Source organism: Roseinatronobacter thiooxidans, assembly GCF_001870675.1.
Taxonomy (GTDB): domain Bacteria; phylum Pseudomonadota; class Alphaproteobacteria; order Rhodobacterales; family Rhodobacteraceae; genus Roseinatronobacter; species Roseinatronobacter thiooxidans.
Window position 1 is genome coordinate 75,689 of the sequence record NZ_MEHT01000017.1, and the last position, 16,761, is coordinate 92,449.

General features: G+C 58.4%; 18 protein-coding genes and 1 tRNA gene. 14 read left to right on the plus strand and 5 right to left on the minus strand.

Translation table 11 applies throughout. The features are described 5' to 3' along the window. The first annotated feature begins 83 nt into the window (after window positions 1-83). The 8 genes from BG455_RS09015 (at window position 84) to BG455_RS09050 (ending at window position 6,635) form a co-directional block, all read left to right on the plus strand. On the plus strand, window positions 84-248 hold the full coding sequence (locus tag BG455_RS09015) for a helix-turn-helix transcriptional regulator (RefSeq protein ID WP_071469658.1): 165 nt from the start codon (window positions 84-86) through the stop codon (window positions 246-248). Then, the gene (locus tag BG455_RS09020) at window positions 230-457 is read left to right on the plus strand and encodes a hypothetical protein (protein WP_143079904.1); all 228 of its coding nucleotides are present in this window, start codon (window positions 230-232) and stop codon (window positions 455-457) included. Before BG455_RS09015 ends, BG455_RS09020 begins: the two co-directional genes overlap by 19 nt. 151 nt (window positions 458-608) lie before the next feature. Beyond that, entirely contained in the window at window positions 609-2,894 is a 2,286-nt protein-coding gene (locus BG455_RS09025) for a phage/plasmid primase, P4 family (RefSeq protein WP_071469660.1), read from the plus strand. A gap of 321 nt (window positions 2,895-3,215) precedes the next feature. Next, entirely contained in the window at window positions 3,216-3,566 is a 351-nt protein-coding gene (locus BG455_RS09030; RefSeq protein ID WP_071469661.1) for a hypothetical protein, read from the plus strand. Continuing rightward, window positions 3,563-5,035 (plus strand): hypothetical protein, encoded by a 1,473-nt coding sequence (locus BG455_RS09035; RefSeq protein WP_071469662.1) that lies wholly within the window; start codon window positions 3,563-3,565, stop codon window positions 5,033-5,035. The genes BG455_RS09030 and BG455_RS09035 overlap by 4 nt, the downstream gene beginning before the upstream one ends. 81 nt (window positions 5,036-5,116) lie before the next feature. Continuing rightward, on the plus strand, window positions 5,117-6,271 hold the full coding sequence (locus BG455_RS09040; protein ID WP_084386225.1) for a phage major capsid protein: 1,155 nt from the start codon (window positions 5,117-5,119) through the stop codon (window positions 6,269-6,271). After that, a complete protein-coding gene (locus BG455_RS09045; RefSeq protein ID WP_071469664.1) occupies window positions 6,268-6,447 on the plus strand; it encodes a hypothetical protein in 180 nt (59 codons plus the stop codon). The genes BG455_RS09040 and BG455_RS09045 overlap by 4 nt, the downstream gene beginning before the upstream one ends. Then, on the plus strand, window positions 6,438-6,635 hold the full coding sequence (locus BG455_RS09050; RefSeq protein WP_071469665.1) for a hypothetical protein: 198 nt from the start codon (window positions 6,438-6,440) through the stop codon (window positions 6,633-6,635). Before BG455_RS09045 ends, BG455_RS09050 begins: the two co-directional genes overlap by 10 nt. A 91-nt stretch (window positions 6,636-6,726) precedes the next feature. Here the strand turns inward: BG455_RS09050 and BG455_RS09055 are convergent. Both BG455_RS09055 and ssb read right to left on the minus strand, forming a co-directional pair. Then, window positions 6,727-6,800: transfer RNA gene (locus BG455_RS09055), tRNA-Gly, on the minus strand. Window positions 6,801-6,845: 45 nt separating this feature from the next. Continuing rightward, window positions 6,846-7,334, minus strand: a complete 489-nt coding sequence (ssb, locus tag BG455_RS09060; RefSeq protein WP_071469666.1) for a single-stranded DNA-binding protein — start codon at window positions 7,332-7,334, stop codon at window positions 6,846-6,848. 190 nt (window positions 7,335-7,524) lie between these two features. Between ssb and BG455_RS09065 the strand changes: the two genes are divergently transcribed. The 6 genes from BG455_RS09065 (at window position 7,525) to BG455_RS09090 (ending at window position 13,866) form a co-directional block, all read left to right on the plus strand. After that, window positions 7,525-8,145, plus strand: a complete 621-nt coding sequence (locus tag BG455_RS09065; protein ID WP_245735508.1) for a lytic transglycosylase domain-containing protein — start codon at window positions 7,525-7,527, stop codon at window positions 8,143-8,145. 70 nt (window positions 8,146-8,215) lie between these two features. Continuing rightward, complete coding sequence (locus BG455_RS09070) at window positions 8,216-9,475, plus strand: aminotransferase class V-fold PLP-dependent enzyme (RefSeq protein ID WP_071469667.1); 1,260 nt, start codon at window positions 8,216-8,218, stop codon at window positions 9,473-9,475. Window positions 9,476-9,500: 25 nt separating this feature from the next. Beyond that, complete coding sequence (locus BG455_RS09075) at window positions 9,501-10,919, plus strand: cryptochrome/photolyase family protein (protein WP_071469668.1); 1,419 nt, start codon at window positions 9,501-9,503, stop codon at window positions 10,917-10,919. 29 nt (window positions 10,920-10,948) lie between these two features. After that, window positions 10,949-12,199, plus strand: a complete 1,251-nt coding sequence (locus BG455_RS09080) for an SAM-dependent methyltransferase (protein WP_071469669.1) — start codon at window positions 10,949-10,951, stop codon at window positions 12,197-12,199. 78 nt (window positions 12,200-12,277) lie between these two features. After that, window positions 12,278-12,736 carry a TrgA family protein gene (locus tag BG455_RS17120; RefSeq protein ID WP_071469670.1) on the plus strand — a complete coding sequence of 153 codons (459 nt, stop codon included), beginning with the start codon at window positions 12,278-12,280 and terminating at the stop codon, window positions 12,734-12,736. Next, window positions 12,733-13,866, plus strand: a complete 1,134-nt coding sequence (locus BG455_RS09090) for an NUDIX domain-containing protein (RefSeq protein ID WP_071469671.1) — start codon at window positions 12,733-12,735, stop codon at window positions 13,864-13,866. Before BG455_RS17120 ends, BG455_RS09090 begins: the two co-directional genes overlap by 4 nt. On the opposite strand, the gene BG455_RS09095 is transcribed toward BG455_RS09090, so the two are convergent. The 3 genes from BG455_RS09095 to BG455_RS09105 are packed head-to-tail and all read right to left on the minus strand — an operon-like array spanning window position 13,851 to window position 16,761. Next, window positions 13,851-14,453 carry a nucleotidyltransferase family protein gene (locus BG455_RS09095; RefSeq protein WP_245735509.1) on the minus strand — a complete coding sequence of 201 codons (603 nt, stop codon included), beginning with the start codon at window positions 14,451-14,453 and terminating at the stop codon, window positions 13,851-13,853. The genes BG455_RS09090 and BG455_RS09095 overlap by 16 nt on opposite strands. Further along, window positions 14,450-15,754 (minus strand): branched-chain amino acid ABC transporter permease, encoded by a 1,305-nt coding sequence (locus BG455_RS09100; RefSeq protein WP_071469672.1) that lies wholly within the window; start codon window positions 15,752-15,754, stop codon window positions 14,450-14,452. The genes BG455_RS09095 and BG455_RS09100 overlap by 4 nt, the downstream gene beginning before the upstream one ends. Then, window positions 15,751-16,761 (minus strand): branched-chain amino acid ABC transporter permease, encoded by a 1,011-nt coding sequence (locus tag BG455_RS09105; RefSeq protein WP_071469673.1) that lies wholly within the window; start codon window positions 16,759-16,761, stop codon window positions 15,751-15,753. The genes BG455_RS09100 and BG455_RS09105 overlap by 4 nt, the downstream gene beginning before the upstream one ends.

Below are 16,761 nucleotides of genomic sequence, written 5' to 3' on the forward strand. Positions count from 1 at the left end.
CCGCGATTTTTTCGCGTATTCGCTGACGGTTTTCGAGGCGAAACATAGGCCATGCATCGGTCACCGTAACAAAGGGTGAATTGATGTATCTTTCCGACAAACAGGTTGCAGAACGCTACAGCGTGACGCGGCAAACCGTGTGGCGCTGGTCGCGTGACCGTGCTGATTTTCCCAAAGCCATAACCCTATCGCAAGGCTGCACTCGCTGGAAGCTTGCCGATCTGGAAGCATGGGAGGCGCAGCGATGATTAAATCATGCGACAGCGCAGATATTCTTGCGCGCAAAATTCGTGCGCAGTGTGATCGAGTTGATCCGAAATTGGCGACACATGCCGCATGGCGCGTTGCCGTGGTGGTGGCGATCAAAGCCTATGGCGTGCCTTTGACGATAGACGCTTTGCGCGATCTTGCTGATGAAATTGAGCGCGACCTTATCAACAGGGGGCCGCTGCAATGAAGCAAGAAATTCTTTCGATTATAGGCCAAATACGCTTCCTGATGGTGCTGATCGAAACCGGCGAGTTGTGTGAATACGAAATCCAATTTCGCACAAACTGCATATGCGCAGACCTTGAACGCATTGCGGACCTATTGCCGGAGGTGGACGCATGAATATGCAGGACAAGATCAGCGGTTGCGCACAAGCTGCGCAGGAATACGCCGCGCGCGGCTGGCATGTTTTCCCTGTTCCCGTTGGAAAGAAGGAAAGTCACAAGAGCGCGAAATTCAGCAACGGGCGAAAGTGGGGTGCGACCACAGACCTGCAAGAGATTGCGCAGGATTGGCGACAATGGCCTGAAGCAAATATCGGAATCGTGACCGGGCCGAAATCGGGCCTTCTGGTGATCGAGGCAGACACCGAAGCGGGCCACAGTGTTGACGGCATCGGAAATCTTGCGGCACTGATTGAACAGAACGGCCCATTGCCTGACACAATCGAAGCGCTTTCACCTTCTGGATCGTGGCACTTGTTTTTCAAATGGCCTGAAGGCTGGGATATCCGCAACAGTGCAGGGCAGGTTGCGCCGGGTGTTGATGTGCGCGGCGATGGTGGCATGGTGGTTGCCGTGCCAAGCGTGAAGCCTAGGCACGACAAGCCCTATAGGTGGAAAAACCCGCCGGGGCTGTTCGACCTGGGTGATTGTCCTGATTGGCTGTTGCGCCTTTGCCTGAAGCCCGAACCCAAACTTTTAGAGCGGGCCATGCCTATGCGCAGCACCGGCAACGCATGGGCTGAAACCGCCTTGCGTGGCGAAATCGCAGAATTGCTGGCAGCGCCAGAAGGCAAGCGAAACGCCGCGCTGAATAAAGCCGCCTTCAGCTTGGGGCAGATCATGGCAGGGGGCAGCTTGTCAGAAGGGCTTGTAGTGGAAAGGCTGACAGTGACAGCACAAGGCATAGGGCTTGAGCCGGTCGAGATTGAGGCCACAATTCAATCAGGAATGCAGGCAGGGGCAAAAGAGCCGCGCACACCGAAATCAGATTTACCGGCTCACACAAGCGATGGTGAACCGCGCCCAAACCAGCGCGATGACGCCTTGGACTTGTCACATGATGCGCTTGCAAACGAAATGGGCAGGCGCGGGTTTAGTCGGAATGCCCGCTATGTTTCCACATGGGGGAAATGGCTGTTCTGGGACAGAACCAGATGGACAGTTGATGAGCGTATGGAACACATGACGCGCACCCGCGAATTTCTGCGCACGCGCGCTGCTGAGATGTTGGCATGGGCAGAACGAAAGGCGGCAACACTTGAAGCTGAAAAGGCCGACAAGCTGATGAAATGGGCAGAACAGGAAGCCCGGACGCTACGCAACAAGAACACGGTTGCAGCGATTGAAAGCCTTGCACGGTCGAACAGTGACAGCGTGGCCAGCCCTGATCTGTTCGATGCTGACCGCCTGTTACTAGGAACACCCGGCGGCACGGTGGATCTGCGCACAGGCAAGATGCGTCTTGCGCGGCGCGAGGATTACATCACGAAGTTGACCAGCGTCACGCCACAATCAGGCACGCCGCGCCTATGGCTGCAATTCCTGAATGAAATCTTTGACGGTGACGCCGATCTTATCGCCTTCATGCAGCGTGCCGCAGGCTATGCGCTGACCGGCGAAACGCGCGAACACAAACTGCTGTTTCTTTATGGCACAGGTCGCAACGGGAAATCGGTTTTCCTGAATATGCTGTTCGATATTTGGGGCGATTATGCCAAGCGCGCGGCTGCGCAAACCTTCCTGAACACCAACGGCGACAAACACCCGACAGATGTTGCAGGGCTTCAGGGTGCAAGGCTGGTTGCTGGTTCTGAATTGCCCAAAGGCAAGACATGGGATGAAAGCGTAATCAAAGACCTGACCGGCGGCGATAAGATGACCGCACGGTATATGCGCCAAGACTTTTTCGACTTTGACCCACAGTTGACCCTGATGATTGCAGGCAACAATCAGCCTTCATTCAGGGGCGTTGATGAGGCGATCAGGGCGCGCGTGGTGCTTGTGCCGTTTACAGTCACGATACCGCCAGAGCGGCGCGATAAGCACCTGCCCGACAAGCTGAAGGCCGAAGCGGGGCAGATACTCGCATGGGCTATAGAAGGGGCGCTACAGTGGCAGGAAAAGGGCTTGGACGTGCCAGCCAAGGTTGCAGCGGCATCAAGTGAATACTTTGATGATGAGGACACGCTAGGCCAATTTCTGACAGATGAAACAGAACGCGGCGATGCAATGGCCTTTGTCACTACTTCTGCACTGCACCAGCGCTTCACACAATGGTGCGACCAGCAAGGGCTGAATAGTTGGACGCTGCGCACGCTTCAGAAGGAAGTAAGATCACGCGGCTATGACGTAAAACGCCGCAATATCGGGGCAGGCTTTCTGGGCTTGAAGCTGAAATGAAGGTGAAAGTGTAGGAAGTGTAGGTTCTAGGGTTATCGGGCGTATAGCAAAATTCAGAACGTCTTTTTCCCTATACGGTGGATAAGGGGCAAACCTACACTTCCTACACTCTGTTGTAAGATTGGCCCGATATTACCGGCGTAACATATCGCTTCTGATCGACCCACTACCTGCGAATCATTCTCAATAAGGGCCGGTTCTATTCCCATGATGGGGGCAATACAGCATTGTTATTGTTGATTATTACAGCATGTGACAATGCAACCCTGTATCATACCCTACAAAAATCAGCTACAATGCAAGGCGAACTAGGGGGCAGATATGCCAGATTTACCGCAGCGATACAGCGCAGATTGGATTGAAAAGCTTGACGGTCGCACCACGCTGGCAAAGGTGGTGCAATCGCGCCTTGCTGAATTGCAAGCTGATCTGGGCGGGCCGCATTCCCTGTCATATCAAGAGCGCAGCTTGACCCGGCGCGCGGTATGGCTGGAAGCCCTGATCGAGAGCCGCGAGGCTGCACTTGCGCGCGGTGAAGAGATTGAAGAGGGCGTGCATACACAATCGATCAATGCCCTGATGGGCGTTTGGAAAGCCCTTGGGCTGCAACGCCGCGCAAAGGATGTGACCGATCTGGCAACGTATCTGCGCAGCAAGGCGGGTGCTGCATGAGTGTCACGATCCGCGATGCAATGACCGATCCGCAGTTGTTTGGCGATACTTTTGCAGGGGACAGCTTCAAGGCATGGCGCGCACTGCTATCAGGCTTTTATGGGCTGGAACTATCCGCTGATGAGGCCGCGATCTGGAACGAGGTGACAGGGCGCACAGAACAGGCCACAGGGGCGCATGATGAGTTGTGGCTTGTGGTTGGTCGCAGAGGCGGCAAGAGCCATGCAGCGGCGCTTGTGGCAGCGTATGAAGCGGCCTTCAAGGATTACAGCGACAGGCTTTCACCGGGTGAAGTTGCAACGGTGATGCTTATTGCCGGTGATCGATCACAAGCGCGCACGCTGTTGCGCTATGTGCGCGGCCTGTTTGAACACCCGATGTTGAAGCCCTTGGTGTTGCGAGAGACAAGCGAAGGGCTGGAACTGAAAAACCGCACTGCGATTGAAGTGCATACGGCATCTCACCGGGCAGTGCGCGGCTACACATGCGCAGCCGTGATCTGCGATGAAATTGCATTTTGGTTTTCCGATGGTGCGCGCCCTGATGCTGAAGTGATAGCCGCCTTGCGCCCTGCATTGGCAACGCTAGGCGGCAAGCTGATTGCACTGTCATCGCCCTATGCGCGGCGCGGAATGCTTTGGACAACGTATAAGCGGCATTATGGCAAGGCATCGCAGGTGCTGGTCGCGCAGGCTGCTAGTCGCACCATGAACCCGACCTTGCCTAAACGTGTTGTTGATGATGCGCTGAAGGATGACGCGGCAAGGGCGAGTGCTGAATACTTGGCGCAGTTTCGCGCGGATATTGAGCAATTCATATCCGTTGAGGTTGTCACAGATGCGCAGCGCGACAGGCCGTTGGAATTGCCGCGTCAAGATGGTGTTTCCTATTCGGGCTTTGTTGACATGAGCGGTGGCGGCGCTGATGAGCATTCCCTTGCGATTGCGCACCGTGAAGGCGAGCGGATTATAGTTGATCTTGTGCAGGGTCGCAGGGGCGATCCTGAATCGGCTGTTGCGGCATTTTGCGAAGTGCTGAAGGCATACGGCATCGGCACGGTGCATGGCGACAGATACGCGGGCCAGTGGGTGCCAGCGGCATTTCAGCGGCATGGGATCAGCTATCAGGCGGCAAAGCAAAACCGCAGTGAACTTTATGCATCGTTTGCACCGGCTTTGAATGCTGGGCAGGTGGAATTGCCGCCGGATGATGTAATGGCGCGCCAGTTTTCATCTTTGGAGCGGCGCACCACGCGCGGGGGGCGGGATCAGATCGACCATGCACCCGGCGCGCATGATGACAGATCAAACGCTTGTGCAGGGGCTGTTACGCTTTGCCTGACTGCCCGCACAGGCGGTTTCATGGTGTTGGAAGCTGAAGGTGTTTTCGCCCATGAGAATGACGAATTTGCACCCGGTATAAGAGATCGATTCCCTTGGTTGGGGGTGAGTGCCGGGATGCATTACTGATGGTGAGGCCAGAGACCAGCGGGATGCTGGGTTGGGTTTTCCAGTGGCTGACCAGCGGGATGCTGGGGCTGCGAAATGGAGATGAAAACCATATCGCAGAAAGGACACGCGATGAATACTGAACTTAAGGAAATCGTTGACTTGACAGCCAATGTTAAAGCGATGGTTGAGAAAAAGCATTCCGATTTTGACCGCCGGTTGAACCAGCTTCAAGCGGTGATGGGGCGTCCTGATTTTGCCGGTGAAGCCGCCGTGCATGAAAAGGGCGATGAAGCAAAATCGATTGACGCATGGGCGCGATCTGGTGAATTCGAGACAAAGGCGCTTTCGATTGTTTCGGATGGTCAAGGCGTGGTGGTGCGCGGTGATTGGTCTGATCGTATCTTCAAGCTGGTGCGCGAGACTTCACCAGTGCGACAGGCTGCAAGCGTTCTGCGCACAAGCAAGACAACGCTTGAAGTGCTGGTGGATCGTGGCGAGCCGAATTCGGCTTGGGTTGCAGAGACTGGCACCCGCGCGCCGACAGCGGCCAGCTTCCTGACCCGGCACCCGATCGAAACGCATGAACACTATGCTTATCCCGCCGTGACAAATCACTTGCTGGCAGATGCTGATTTTGATGTTGAAGGTTGGTTGCAAGCCAAGATTGGCACCCGCTTTGGCCGTCAAGAGGCCGCAGCCTTCATTAACGGTGATGGGGTTGGCAAGGCGCGTGGCATCTTAAACTACACCCGCGTTCCAGATGAGGATTTCACATGGGGCGCTGATCCTGATGCGTATCAGATTGGCACGGTGTATTCTGGCCTGAATGGTGGCTTTGGAAGTGACGGCATCGATACACTGGGCGATCTGGTGGACAGCCTGAAGGCGGATTATCTGCCCGGCGCGGCATTTATGATGACGCGGGCCATGCGCAATCTTCTGCGCAAGCTGAAGGACGCGGAAAGCCGCCCATTCTTGCAGCCTTCCTTGTCTGAAGCGTTGCCGGATCGTTTGATGGGCTATCCCGTGTTTCTGGCCGAAGATATGCCCGCGCTGGGGACTGATGCGGTGGGAATGCTGTTTGGCAATTTCGCCCAAGCCTATACGGTTGTTGACCGCATGGGAATTCAGGTGATCCGCGATCCGTATTCGCAACCGGGCTTTGTGCGTTACTACGTTTCAAAGCGCGTGGGTGGTGCCGTGACCAATCCAGAGGCCGTGAAGGCGCTGGTGCTGGGCATCAAGCCTGAATGATTACCCTAGCCGCCAAGGGGCCGAAAGGCGCAGGGCGGATGCGGATTAGCCGGATCGTGCCGCAATTCGAGAAAACACCGGCAGCACTGGGCTTTGTGAACCCGAAGTTGACAGTGCAGGGGGCAGGCTTTCGGGCCTGCCCTTTTTCACAAGAGGGGGCTTTGATGTGGCGGTAAATCCTGATCTTGCTTTGTGGCGTGCTGTTCTGGTCGCTGGCCTGCATGATGCCGCGAAAGGCATAGATGAGGCATGGCTAGGATCACGCGACTTTATGGCGGTGTGCGATCTTGCGCAGGTCGAGCCGCAGGCGGTGTTGCGCGCCTATCGGCCAGATCGATTCGCCAGAATGCCGAAAGTAGCATGAAACAAGCGTTTTTTCGTTGATGGGTATTCAGGCGGGTAAGCTGAATTACCTTCAAGAAAATCCTTTAATTTCATGCGCTTACGGGGAATATTGGAGCGGGTGAAGGGAATCGAACCCTCGTATTCAGCTTGGGAAGCTGCTGCTCTACCATTGAGCTACACCCGCGTTCTATATGCCAATACTCTGTGCCCTATATCGCGTCAAGCCAGATCAGAACGGGATTTCGTCATCCATATCGGATGGGCCGGACGGGGCAGGGCTGCGCCCTCTGCCATAGTCGCCACCGCGATCCTGCCCGCCGCCGTAATCGCCACCGCTGCTGCTGCCACCACCGCCGCCACCATCGCCGCGCCCGCCCAGCATGGTCAATTCGCTTCTGTAGGGGCGCAACACTATCTCGGTTGTGTAGCGGTCTGCGCCGGATTGATCCTGCCATTTGCGGGTTTCAAGCTGGCCTTCGATATAGACGGTGGAGCCTTTGCGCAAATACTGCTCGGCCACGCGCACCAGCGGTTCGGAGAAAATGGCGACGCTGTGCCATTCGGTTTTTTCGCGCTGCTCGCCGCTGGCCTTGTCGCGCCAGCGTTCCGATGTGGCAATGCGCAGGTTGCAGACCTTGCCGCCATTGGGAAAGTTGCGAACCTCTGGATCGCGGCCCAGATTTCCGATGATGATGACCTTGTTGACTGATCCTGCCATGGGAACTTCCTTTTGAACTCTCGCGCGGCGGTGTTAGCCGAATCCGCATCGCGCATGCTTGCGCCTTCATTCCTTATCGACGCGACATGGTAAAGAAGCAATGAAGATGCGCAAGGCAACTGCGCGCCGATGGTCAAGATTTGCTGGAAAAAAAAATGGCAGATGGTATGACACTGTCATGACTTGGGGCATGACACAGAAAATGCACGGGCTTGCGGCACGGCTGATCGGGGCCTGCGTGGTTTGGCTTGTCGTTGCAGACCCCGTGGGGGCACAGGGGCTGAACCTGTCGGGCGCGGATCGGGGGCGGCTTGATACCGTGCGCGCGGCGGGCAGGGTGATTGACGGGCGGTTGTCCGAACAATATTCGGCTTCTGCCCGGTTGCTGCCCAAATCTGCGGTGGCTGCGGCACCTGCGGCCATTCCGCGCTATAATGGCCGATATACAGGGGCCTATCTGGAAGTGGCGCGCGCGGCGGCGCGCAGGCACAATATTCCCGAAGACCTGTTTTTGCGGCTGGTCAATCAGGAAAGCCGTTGGAACCAAAGTGCGATTTCGTCAAAAGGGGCGATAGGGCTGGCGCAACTGATGCCGGGCACCGCGCAAATGCTGCGGGTGGACCCGAATGACCCGCAACAAAACCTTGAGGGCGGCGCGCGCTATCTGCGCATGATGTATGACAAGTTCGGCGACTGGAAGCTGGCGCTTGCGGCCTATAATGCGGGCCCGGGCAAGGTGGAACAGCATGGCGGCATTCCGCCCTATGCCGAAACGCAAAACTATGTCCGCATCATCCTTGGCGCGGGCTGAGTTTTCGGGGTTGAACTGCGGCACGCGCCTGCGCAGAGTGGGGCAAACCCACGCATCCCCCGGAGCATAGATGACCGCGCCTGTCCTTGACCTTGAATTCGTCCGCGCGCAATTTCCCGCCTTTTCCGAAGCCAGCCTGCATGGGCAGGTGTTTTTTGAGAATGCTGGCGGGTCTTACACGTGCAAGCCCGTTATCGACCGGCTGATGCGGTTTTACCACAGTCGCAAGGTGCAACCCTATGGCGCATACGAGGCGTCGCGCCTTGCAGGCGCAGAGATGGATGAGGCGCGCACACGCCTTGCGGCCATGATGGGCGTGGATGCGGATGAATTGAGCTTCGGCCCCTCGACCACGGCCAATACCTATGTGCTGGCGCAGGCTTTCGGGGAGTTTCTGGCACCGGGTGATGCGATTATCGTGACCGATCAGGACCATGAGGCCAATTCCGGCCCATGGCGCCGGCTGGCCGCGCGCGGAATCGAGGTGCGGGAATGGCAGATTGACCCGCAGAGCGGGCATCTGGACCCTGCCGCGCTGTGGGAGTTGCTGGATGACACGGTCAAGCTGGTCTGTTTCCCGCATTGCTCGAATGTGGTGGGAGAGATCAATCCGGTGGGCGAGATTTGCACGCAGTTGCGCGCGGCGGGTGTATATTCTTGCGTGGATGGCGTGTCTTATGCGCCGCATGGGCTGCCCGATGTGGCAGGGCTTGGGGCGGATATATACCTGTTTTCCGCATACAAGACGTATGGGCCGCATCAGGGGCTGATGGTGATCCGGCGCGCCTTGGGCGATGTGTTGCCCCATCAGGGGCATTATTTCAACGCGGATGTGTTGTATAAACGCTTTACCCCCGCAGGGCCGGACCATGCGCAGATTGCAGCCTGTGCGGGCATGGCCGATTACATCGACGCGCTGCATGCGCATCATTTTGGCCAAACCGCCGGGGGCGGGGCAGGAGGTGCCGGATCAAGTCCGGCACAGCGTTGCGCAGATATTCATGACCTGATGCGCGCCCATGAAACGGCGCTTTTGCAACCGCTTCTGGACCAGCTCTGTGGTCGCAATGACCTGCGCCTGTTGGGGCCATCCGTGGCGGGCACCCGCGCGCCCACGGTTGCGCTGGCGCATACGCGCCCCGCAGCAGAGTTGGCGCGCGCCCTTGCCGCGCACGGGATTATGGCGGGGGGTGGCAGTTTTTACGCCGATCGCGCCTTGCGCGCACAGGGGATTGACCCCGCGCATGGGGTCTTGCGCCTGTCTTTTGTGCATTATGCAACGCAAGCTGATCTTGACCGCCTGTTAACCGTGCTAGATCAGGCGCTGTGACACAGTAAAACGCAGGTAGGCCGGTTTGAGCGATACTCGTCCCATTTTGCTATGGTTCCGGCGTGATCTGCGCCTGAGCGATCATCCTGCACTGGATGCGGCGGCCCGCAGCGGACGCCCCGTTATTCCGGTATTCGTGCAGGATGAGGTCGTGGACATGCTGGGGGCCGCGCCGAAATGGCGGTTGGGTCTGGGGGTAGAGGCGTTTTGCGACAGCCTTGCCCAGCTTGGATCGCGTCTGATCCTGCGCAAGGGCGATGCGTTGGGCGCATTGCAGCAGCTGATTGACGAGACAGGCGCGGGCGCGGTCTGGTGGACGCGCCAATATGACCCCGACCAGATTGCACGCGACACACGCGTGAAATCGGCGCTGCAAGAGGCGGGCTTGGACGCGCGAAGCTTCCATGGCCATCTGTTGTTCGAGCCTTGGGATGTGGCGACAGGGCAGGGGAAGTTTTATCAGGTCTACACCCCGTTCTGGCGCGCCGTGCGCGCGCGCGACACGGGCGCAAGGCTGGTGCCGCCCCGTGAGCTGCGCGCCCCTGCCACTTGGCCGCGCAGCGACGCGCTGGCCAGTTGGGAGATGGGGCGCGCGATGGGGCGGGGGGCGGCGATTGTGCGCCCTTATCTGCATATCGGGGAAGGGGCGGCGCAAAAGCGTCTGGCCGAGTTTGCCCATACGCGGATCGACAGCTACAGTGCCGAGCGTGACCGGATGGACCGCGATGCAACCTCGGGCCTGTCGGAAAACCTGACATATGGCGAAATCAGCCCGCGCGCGCTGTGGGACGCAGGCGCGCGCGCCATGGCAGAAGGCAAGGCGGGTGCCGAGACATTTCTTAAAGAAGTGGTCTGGCGTGAATTTGCCTATCATCTGGTGTATCATACCCCCCACATTACCCATGAAAGCTGGCGCGCAGGCTGGGAGACATTCCCATGGCAGGACGAAACAGACACGACATTACAGTGGAAACAGGGGCGCACGGGCATAGAAATCGTCGATGCCGCGATGCGTGAGCTGTATGTCACAGGACGCATGCACAACCGTGCACGCATGCTGGTCGGGTCATACCTGACCAAACACATGATGACGCATTGGCGCGTGGGGCAACGCTGGTTCGAGGAGTGCTTGATCGACTGGGACCCTGCCGCAAACGCTATGGGCTGGCAATGGGTTGCCGGATCGGGGCCGGATGCCTCGCCGTATTTCCGGATTTTCAACCCCGATACGCAGGCCGATAAATTCGACCCCAAGCGCCACTACCGCACGCGCTGGGTGGCAGAGCTGTCGGCTGCACCGCCCCAGACGGCGCTGTCTTTCTTCGACGCCTGCCCGCGCAGCTGGCAGATGGACCCCAAGGCGCGCTATCCCGCGCCTGTGGTCGAGCTTGCGACTGGACGGCAGCGGGCGCTCAGCGCATATGAACACAGAAAAACAGCCTGAAGCGGCGACATACAGGGACATATCCGCAGATGAATACCTTGGCAAAAGCACCGAAATCGCAAGATGCGATCCTGACTTCTCTTGAAGGGCAGCAGGATTTGCCGCGCTATTTCCGGCAAGCCTATACGCGGGCCACCTTGCTGAACAAGGGGCGGCTGGATGTGGTCATGCCCGATGGCCGCACCTTTCGCATGGAAGGCGCGGCACCGGGGTATGTGGCAGAGCTGCATGTGCATGACGCCGACCTGTTTGGCCGCCTTATCCGCGAAGGCGATGTGGGCTTTGCGGAATCTTACATGGAGGGGGGCTGGTCCAGCCCCGACCTGCAAGCCTTTATGGATCTGGTGAGTGACGACAACCCCTCTGTCTATGACGAGGCAGTGGGCATGCGCTTGGTGCGCCTTGTCGAGCGCGCGCGCCATTGGCTGCGCTCGAACTCCAAAACGCAGGCGCGCAAGAATATCTCGTACCATTACGATCTGGGGAATGATTTTTACGGGTTATGGCTGGATGACAGCATGACCTATTCTTCGGCACTTTTCAGCACAGGGCAGGAAAGTCTGGAAGCGGCACAAGAAGCCAAATATTGCGCCATGGTCGACAGAATGGGCGTGAAACAAGGGGATCATGTGCTGGAAATCGGCTGTGGTTGGGGGGGCTTTGCGGAATATGCGGCCGCCAAGCGCGGGCTGAAAGTCACAGGGCTGACAATCAGCGCGGCGCAGCGCGATTACGCAGTGGCGCGCATGGTGCAGGCGGGTTTGTCCGATCAGGTGGAAATCCGCATGCAGGATTACCGCGACACAGGCGGAGAATTTGACGGCATCGCTTCGATCGAGATGTTCGAGGCAGTGGGCGAGAAATACTGGCCGCGCTATTTCAATGCGGTCTGCCAGCGTCTGAAACCGGGGGCGCAAGCGGTGATCCAGATTATCATGGTGCCTGATGACCGTTTCAGCGCGTATCGAAACCATGTCGATTTCATACAGAAATATATTTTCCCCGGCGGCATGCTGGGCGCACCCGGCCCTGTGCGCAAGGTGGCCGAAACGCAAGGTTTGCGCTATGTCGAGACGCATGATTTTGGCCAAAGCTATAGCGAGACGCTGCGCCGCTGGAACGAGAGTTTTCAGGCGCATTGGCCGGAAATTTCCGAAATGGGATATGATGCGCGCTTCAAGCGGATGTGGGAATATTACCTGACATCCTGCGCCGGTGCGTTTCGCAGCGGTCTGTGTGATGTGACCCAACTGGTGCTGCAAAAACCAAAACCGGGATAAGGGCAGACCTCAACGCCCCGATTGCGCCTGATTGCGCGGGCGGATATGATGATGTTTTCAGGTTATTGAAAGTGCGTCATGCCCACGCTTACCAGACTGGCTGCATTGGTGTTATTCGCTGTGATGGCATTTTATCTTGCGTCGAAATACCAATCTTTGAACGAAGATATCCCCGAGGCCCAATCGATCAATATTTTCTTTGCCGTGGTCGCGGCAGCGGTCGGCTGGGTCTTTGTGGGACAGCGCATTAACCGCAATGTCTTGCAGGCGTTTTCCGTGGTCATACAAGGCTATATCGCCACATTCCTGTTGGCGCTTGGTTTGTCGGCGCTTTACGGAATTTTCACCAAGGGCTACCAGATGCGCTACAAAACTTTCGGTGACGCGCTGGAAGGCAGTGTGGATGACGCATGGGCCATTTTGCAACAGATTTCCACGGCCGATTTTGCGACAGTGGGCCTTGGCGGGGCTGCGGCAATAACCCTGTTTCTGGTGGTGATCTACCGAATTGCCGAAGCAAAGCGCGTCGCAAGATGATACAGCCTGTTTTTCTGTTTGGTCCGTTCTGCGATCTGTCATTCCTGCGTGATGTCGTGGGGGAAGATGCGCCAAAGGCCGGGGCGATTCTGGACGATTACGCACTTTGTGGTGTGGACCAATCCCTGATGCCCGTTCTTGTTGCCAGATCTGGCGCGACAGTCGAGGGGGTGATTGCGGATCTGGACGCGGACGCGCGCGCACGGCTTGATGTGTTTTTCGCCGTGATGGGCGCGAAACCTGTGCAGGTTGTGCCGCGCTTGTATCAGACCCAGACCGAAGCGCTGACATATAGTCTGGCGGCGCATATGCAATGCCATGCCGCACCGGAATGGAGCGGCACACAGGCGGCGGTCATGCGCCGTGCCTGCACCGAAATCATGGAACTGGCCGATGCGTTTTCCGCAGAGGCGTTGCAGGCCCGCTGGCCGATGGCGCTGGCGCATGCGGCGTCAACCTTGCGTGCGCAGGCAGATGACAATCCGGCGCGCCAACGAAACGCATGGGACCGCCATGATGTCGAGGTTGCACAGGCAAGACGGCCCTATGCGTGGTATTTCTCGGTTGCCGAAGATGATTTGCGCTTTCGCCAGTTTGGCGGCGGTTTCAGCGCTGTTGTAAAACGCGCGGGCTTTGTCATGTGCGATGCTGTGACCGTGCTGCCATATGACCCTGTGCGCGATGTGGTGATGGTGATCGAGCAGTTCCGCTTTGGCCCATGGCTGCGCGGGGCGCGCAATGCGTGGATACTGGAACCTGTGGCAGGGCGCGTTGACCCTTTTGAAACCCCTGAAGATTGCGCCTTGCGCGAAACACAGGAAGAGGCGCAACTCACGCTGCGCAAAGACCGTCTGTTATCTATCGGCAATGTCTATCCGTCGCCGGGCGCGATTACAGAATTTCTGTATCAATATGTGGCCCTGACTGATTTGCCCGACGGGGCAGAGGGGGTTTCCGGTCTGGACAGCGAAGCCGAGGATATTCGCAGCCATATTATTCCGTTCACCCGCCTTATGGCATTGATCCAGTCTGGCGAAGTGACCAATGGGCCGCTGGTGCAATCGGCCTATTGGCTGGCGCTGAACCGAGAGAGGTTGCGCGCAGACGCGGCGGCTCAGGCGGGGGGGTGACCCTTGCGCCACGCCTGCCAGTCTTCTGGTGTATCCAGATCCAGCACCGCACGCTGACCGTCCAAGACATGCAGGCGCGGGGGGTGGGCGCGCAGCAGTGTTTTTGCGCCTTCATCGCCTGTCAGGCCCAGCATCGCGGCAAACAGGGCGCGTGGAAAGAGTACCGGATGGCCGGGCGTGCCTTGTGGCGCGCTGGCGCGCAAGGGCTGCCGGGGCGCTTGCGCCTGCGCTGCGATCAGGCTGCGCATATCCTGTGCTGTAATTTCGGGCATATCGGGCAGGGCGACCATCAGCGCGTCACATTCCAGCGTCATCGCCCAGCGTGCCCCCGCGCGCAGCGATGCCGCCATCCCCTCTGCCGCATCTGTAACGTCTAGATATGTGACGCCCAAACCTGCCAGCGCGCGCTGGCGGGGCAGATCATCGGGGCGGAGCGTTACGCCCACATGTGGCGTCACGCTTATGGCGCGCTCTGCGATACAGCGCAGGATGGGCCGGGTGCCAACCGCCTCTAGCAGCTTGTCTGCGCCGCGCATGCGGCTGGACGCGCCAGCCGCAGGCAGCAGGATTGCGCAAGCGTGGCTCACCGTTCCGGGATCAGCCCGCGCGGCGCGAAGCGCAGCATCAGCAACAGCGCCACACCCATTGTCAGCAACCGCATATAGGCGGCCGAGGCCAGCAGATGTTGTTTCAGGTCAGATCCGTCGGCCATGCCAGAGGTGACAATTTCCATAAACCAGCGCCCCGCAGGTTCCACCTGAACCCATAGAAACCAGATCACGAATGCGCCCAGCACCGCGCCCCAGTTATTCCCCGATCCGCCCACGATCACCATCACCCAGATCAGGAAGGTAAAGCGCAGCGGCTCGTAACTGCCGGGGGTCAGCTGGCCGTCCATTGACACCATCATCGCACCAGCAAGGCCACAGACAGCAGAGCCAAGCACGAAGATCATCAGATGGCGGCGCGTGACATCCTTGCCCATCGCGCGGGCCGACACTTCATTGTCGCGGATCGCGCGCATCATGCGTCCCCAAGGGGAATTCAACGCGCGCTCTGCCAGCCAGATCAGAAGGCCCAGCACAATAATGAACAAGGTGCTATAGCCAAGGCCAGACACAACAGAGGCGGTTTGCGATACGCTCCACCCCAGGGTTTCGGCCAGCGATTGCACCCAAGGCACTGGCTGCAACTCGATCGGGCGCGCAACGGGCCGTTCAATTCCGGTGACATTGTTCACCCCACGCGCCAGCCAGCGTTCATGCTTCAATACCGCAATCACGATTTCGGAGATGCCCAAAGTGGCAATGGCCAGATAGTCAGACCGCAGGCCAAGACTGACCTTGCCGACCAGCCATGCGACACCTGCGGCAAAGACCGCGCCCACAGGCCATGCAAGGATCACCGGCAAACCGGCGCCGCCCAGATACCCTTCGGATGCGGGGTTGACGGCTTGCACAGCTTGCTTGGCAGGACCGAACACAAGGGATGTCAGCAGATAGCCCCCCAGCAGCACCGCAAACAGCGCGATGCCGCGCAGCGTGCCCGGTGCCATGCGCTTATAGACGATGACGGCGGCCAGAATGGTGGCAACCCCCAGCATCAGGCCCAGCAAAATGCCAAGCCCGCCTGCGGCCCAGGCTTCGGGCACAGGTGGCTGTGCGATCAGCACAACCGCCAGCCCCCCCACAGCCGTAAAGCCCATGACACCAACATTGAACAGGCCCGCATAGCCCCATTGCATATTCACACCCAGCGCCATGACCGCCGAAATCAGGCTCATGTTCAGGATGGTGACAGCAAGTTGCGGACTTTGGAACATGGCAACCATGGCCAGCACGGCCCCCATGGCCGCAAACAGGCTCAGGTCGCGTGCGGTCAGGCTCATAGCACTTTCCCCTTGAAGATACCTGTCGGGCGGAACAGCAGCACGATGACCAGAATGGCAAAGGTCACGGCAAATTTGTAATCCACCGGCAGAAGCTGCATCATCGATTCAGGCTCCAGCCCTTCGGGCATCAGGTAGGTGAACACCCGCCGCCACGCATAGGTGATGCCCATTTCCGCGAATGCCACCACATAGGCCCCCACAATCGCCCCGATGGGAGAGCCAAGCCCCCCAAGAATGGCGGCGGCAAACATTGGCAGCAGCAGTTGGAAATAGTTGAACGGGCGAAAGCCCTTGTCCAGCCCGTAAAGCGTGCCGGCCAGCACCAGCAAAATCGCTGTGATCACCCATGTGATCATCACAACCCGTTCGGGGTTGATGCCGGACAAAAGGGCAAGATCCTCGTTATCCGAATAGGCGCGCATCGACTTGCCCGAACGGGTGCGGTTCAGAAACCAGAACAACACCACCATGACAATCAGCGCAGTTACGATTGTCAGCGCCTGCGCGTTGCGCAGCGCCAACCCTTCCGCAAGCCCTGTCGCTTCGCGGAAATCGCGCACGGTGAAGATAAAGCGCTGCCCGTCTTCAAAGCGGGTCTCGCCCACGCCCATGAACAGACGTGTGATACCATTGGTCACGAACATGACCCCAAGACTGGCCATCACAAAGATCATGGGTTTTGCTTTCACCTTGCGGTAATAGCGATACACCAGCCTGTCTGCGGCCAGCAGATAGCCCGCCATGACCACAATCCCGAAGGGCAGGGCCAGAATGGCTGTGGGCAACGGGTCTATGCTGATGCCGCGCGCTTGCAGGAAAAACGTACCCCCAATGACAGCGGCAGTGCCCAGCGCCATTGTGTCGCCATGGGCGAAATGGGCGAAACGCAGGATCGAGTAGATCAGCGTGATCCCCAAAGCGCCAAGCGCCAGCTGGCTGCCATAGGCAAAGGCCGGGATCAGCATGAAATTGGCAAGGCTGACCAGCGCGTTTAGCGGTTCCAT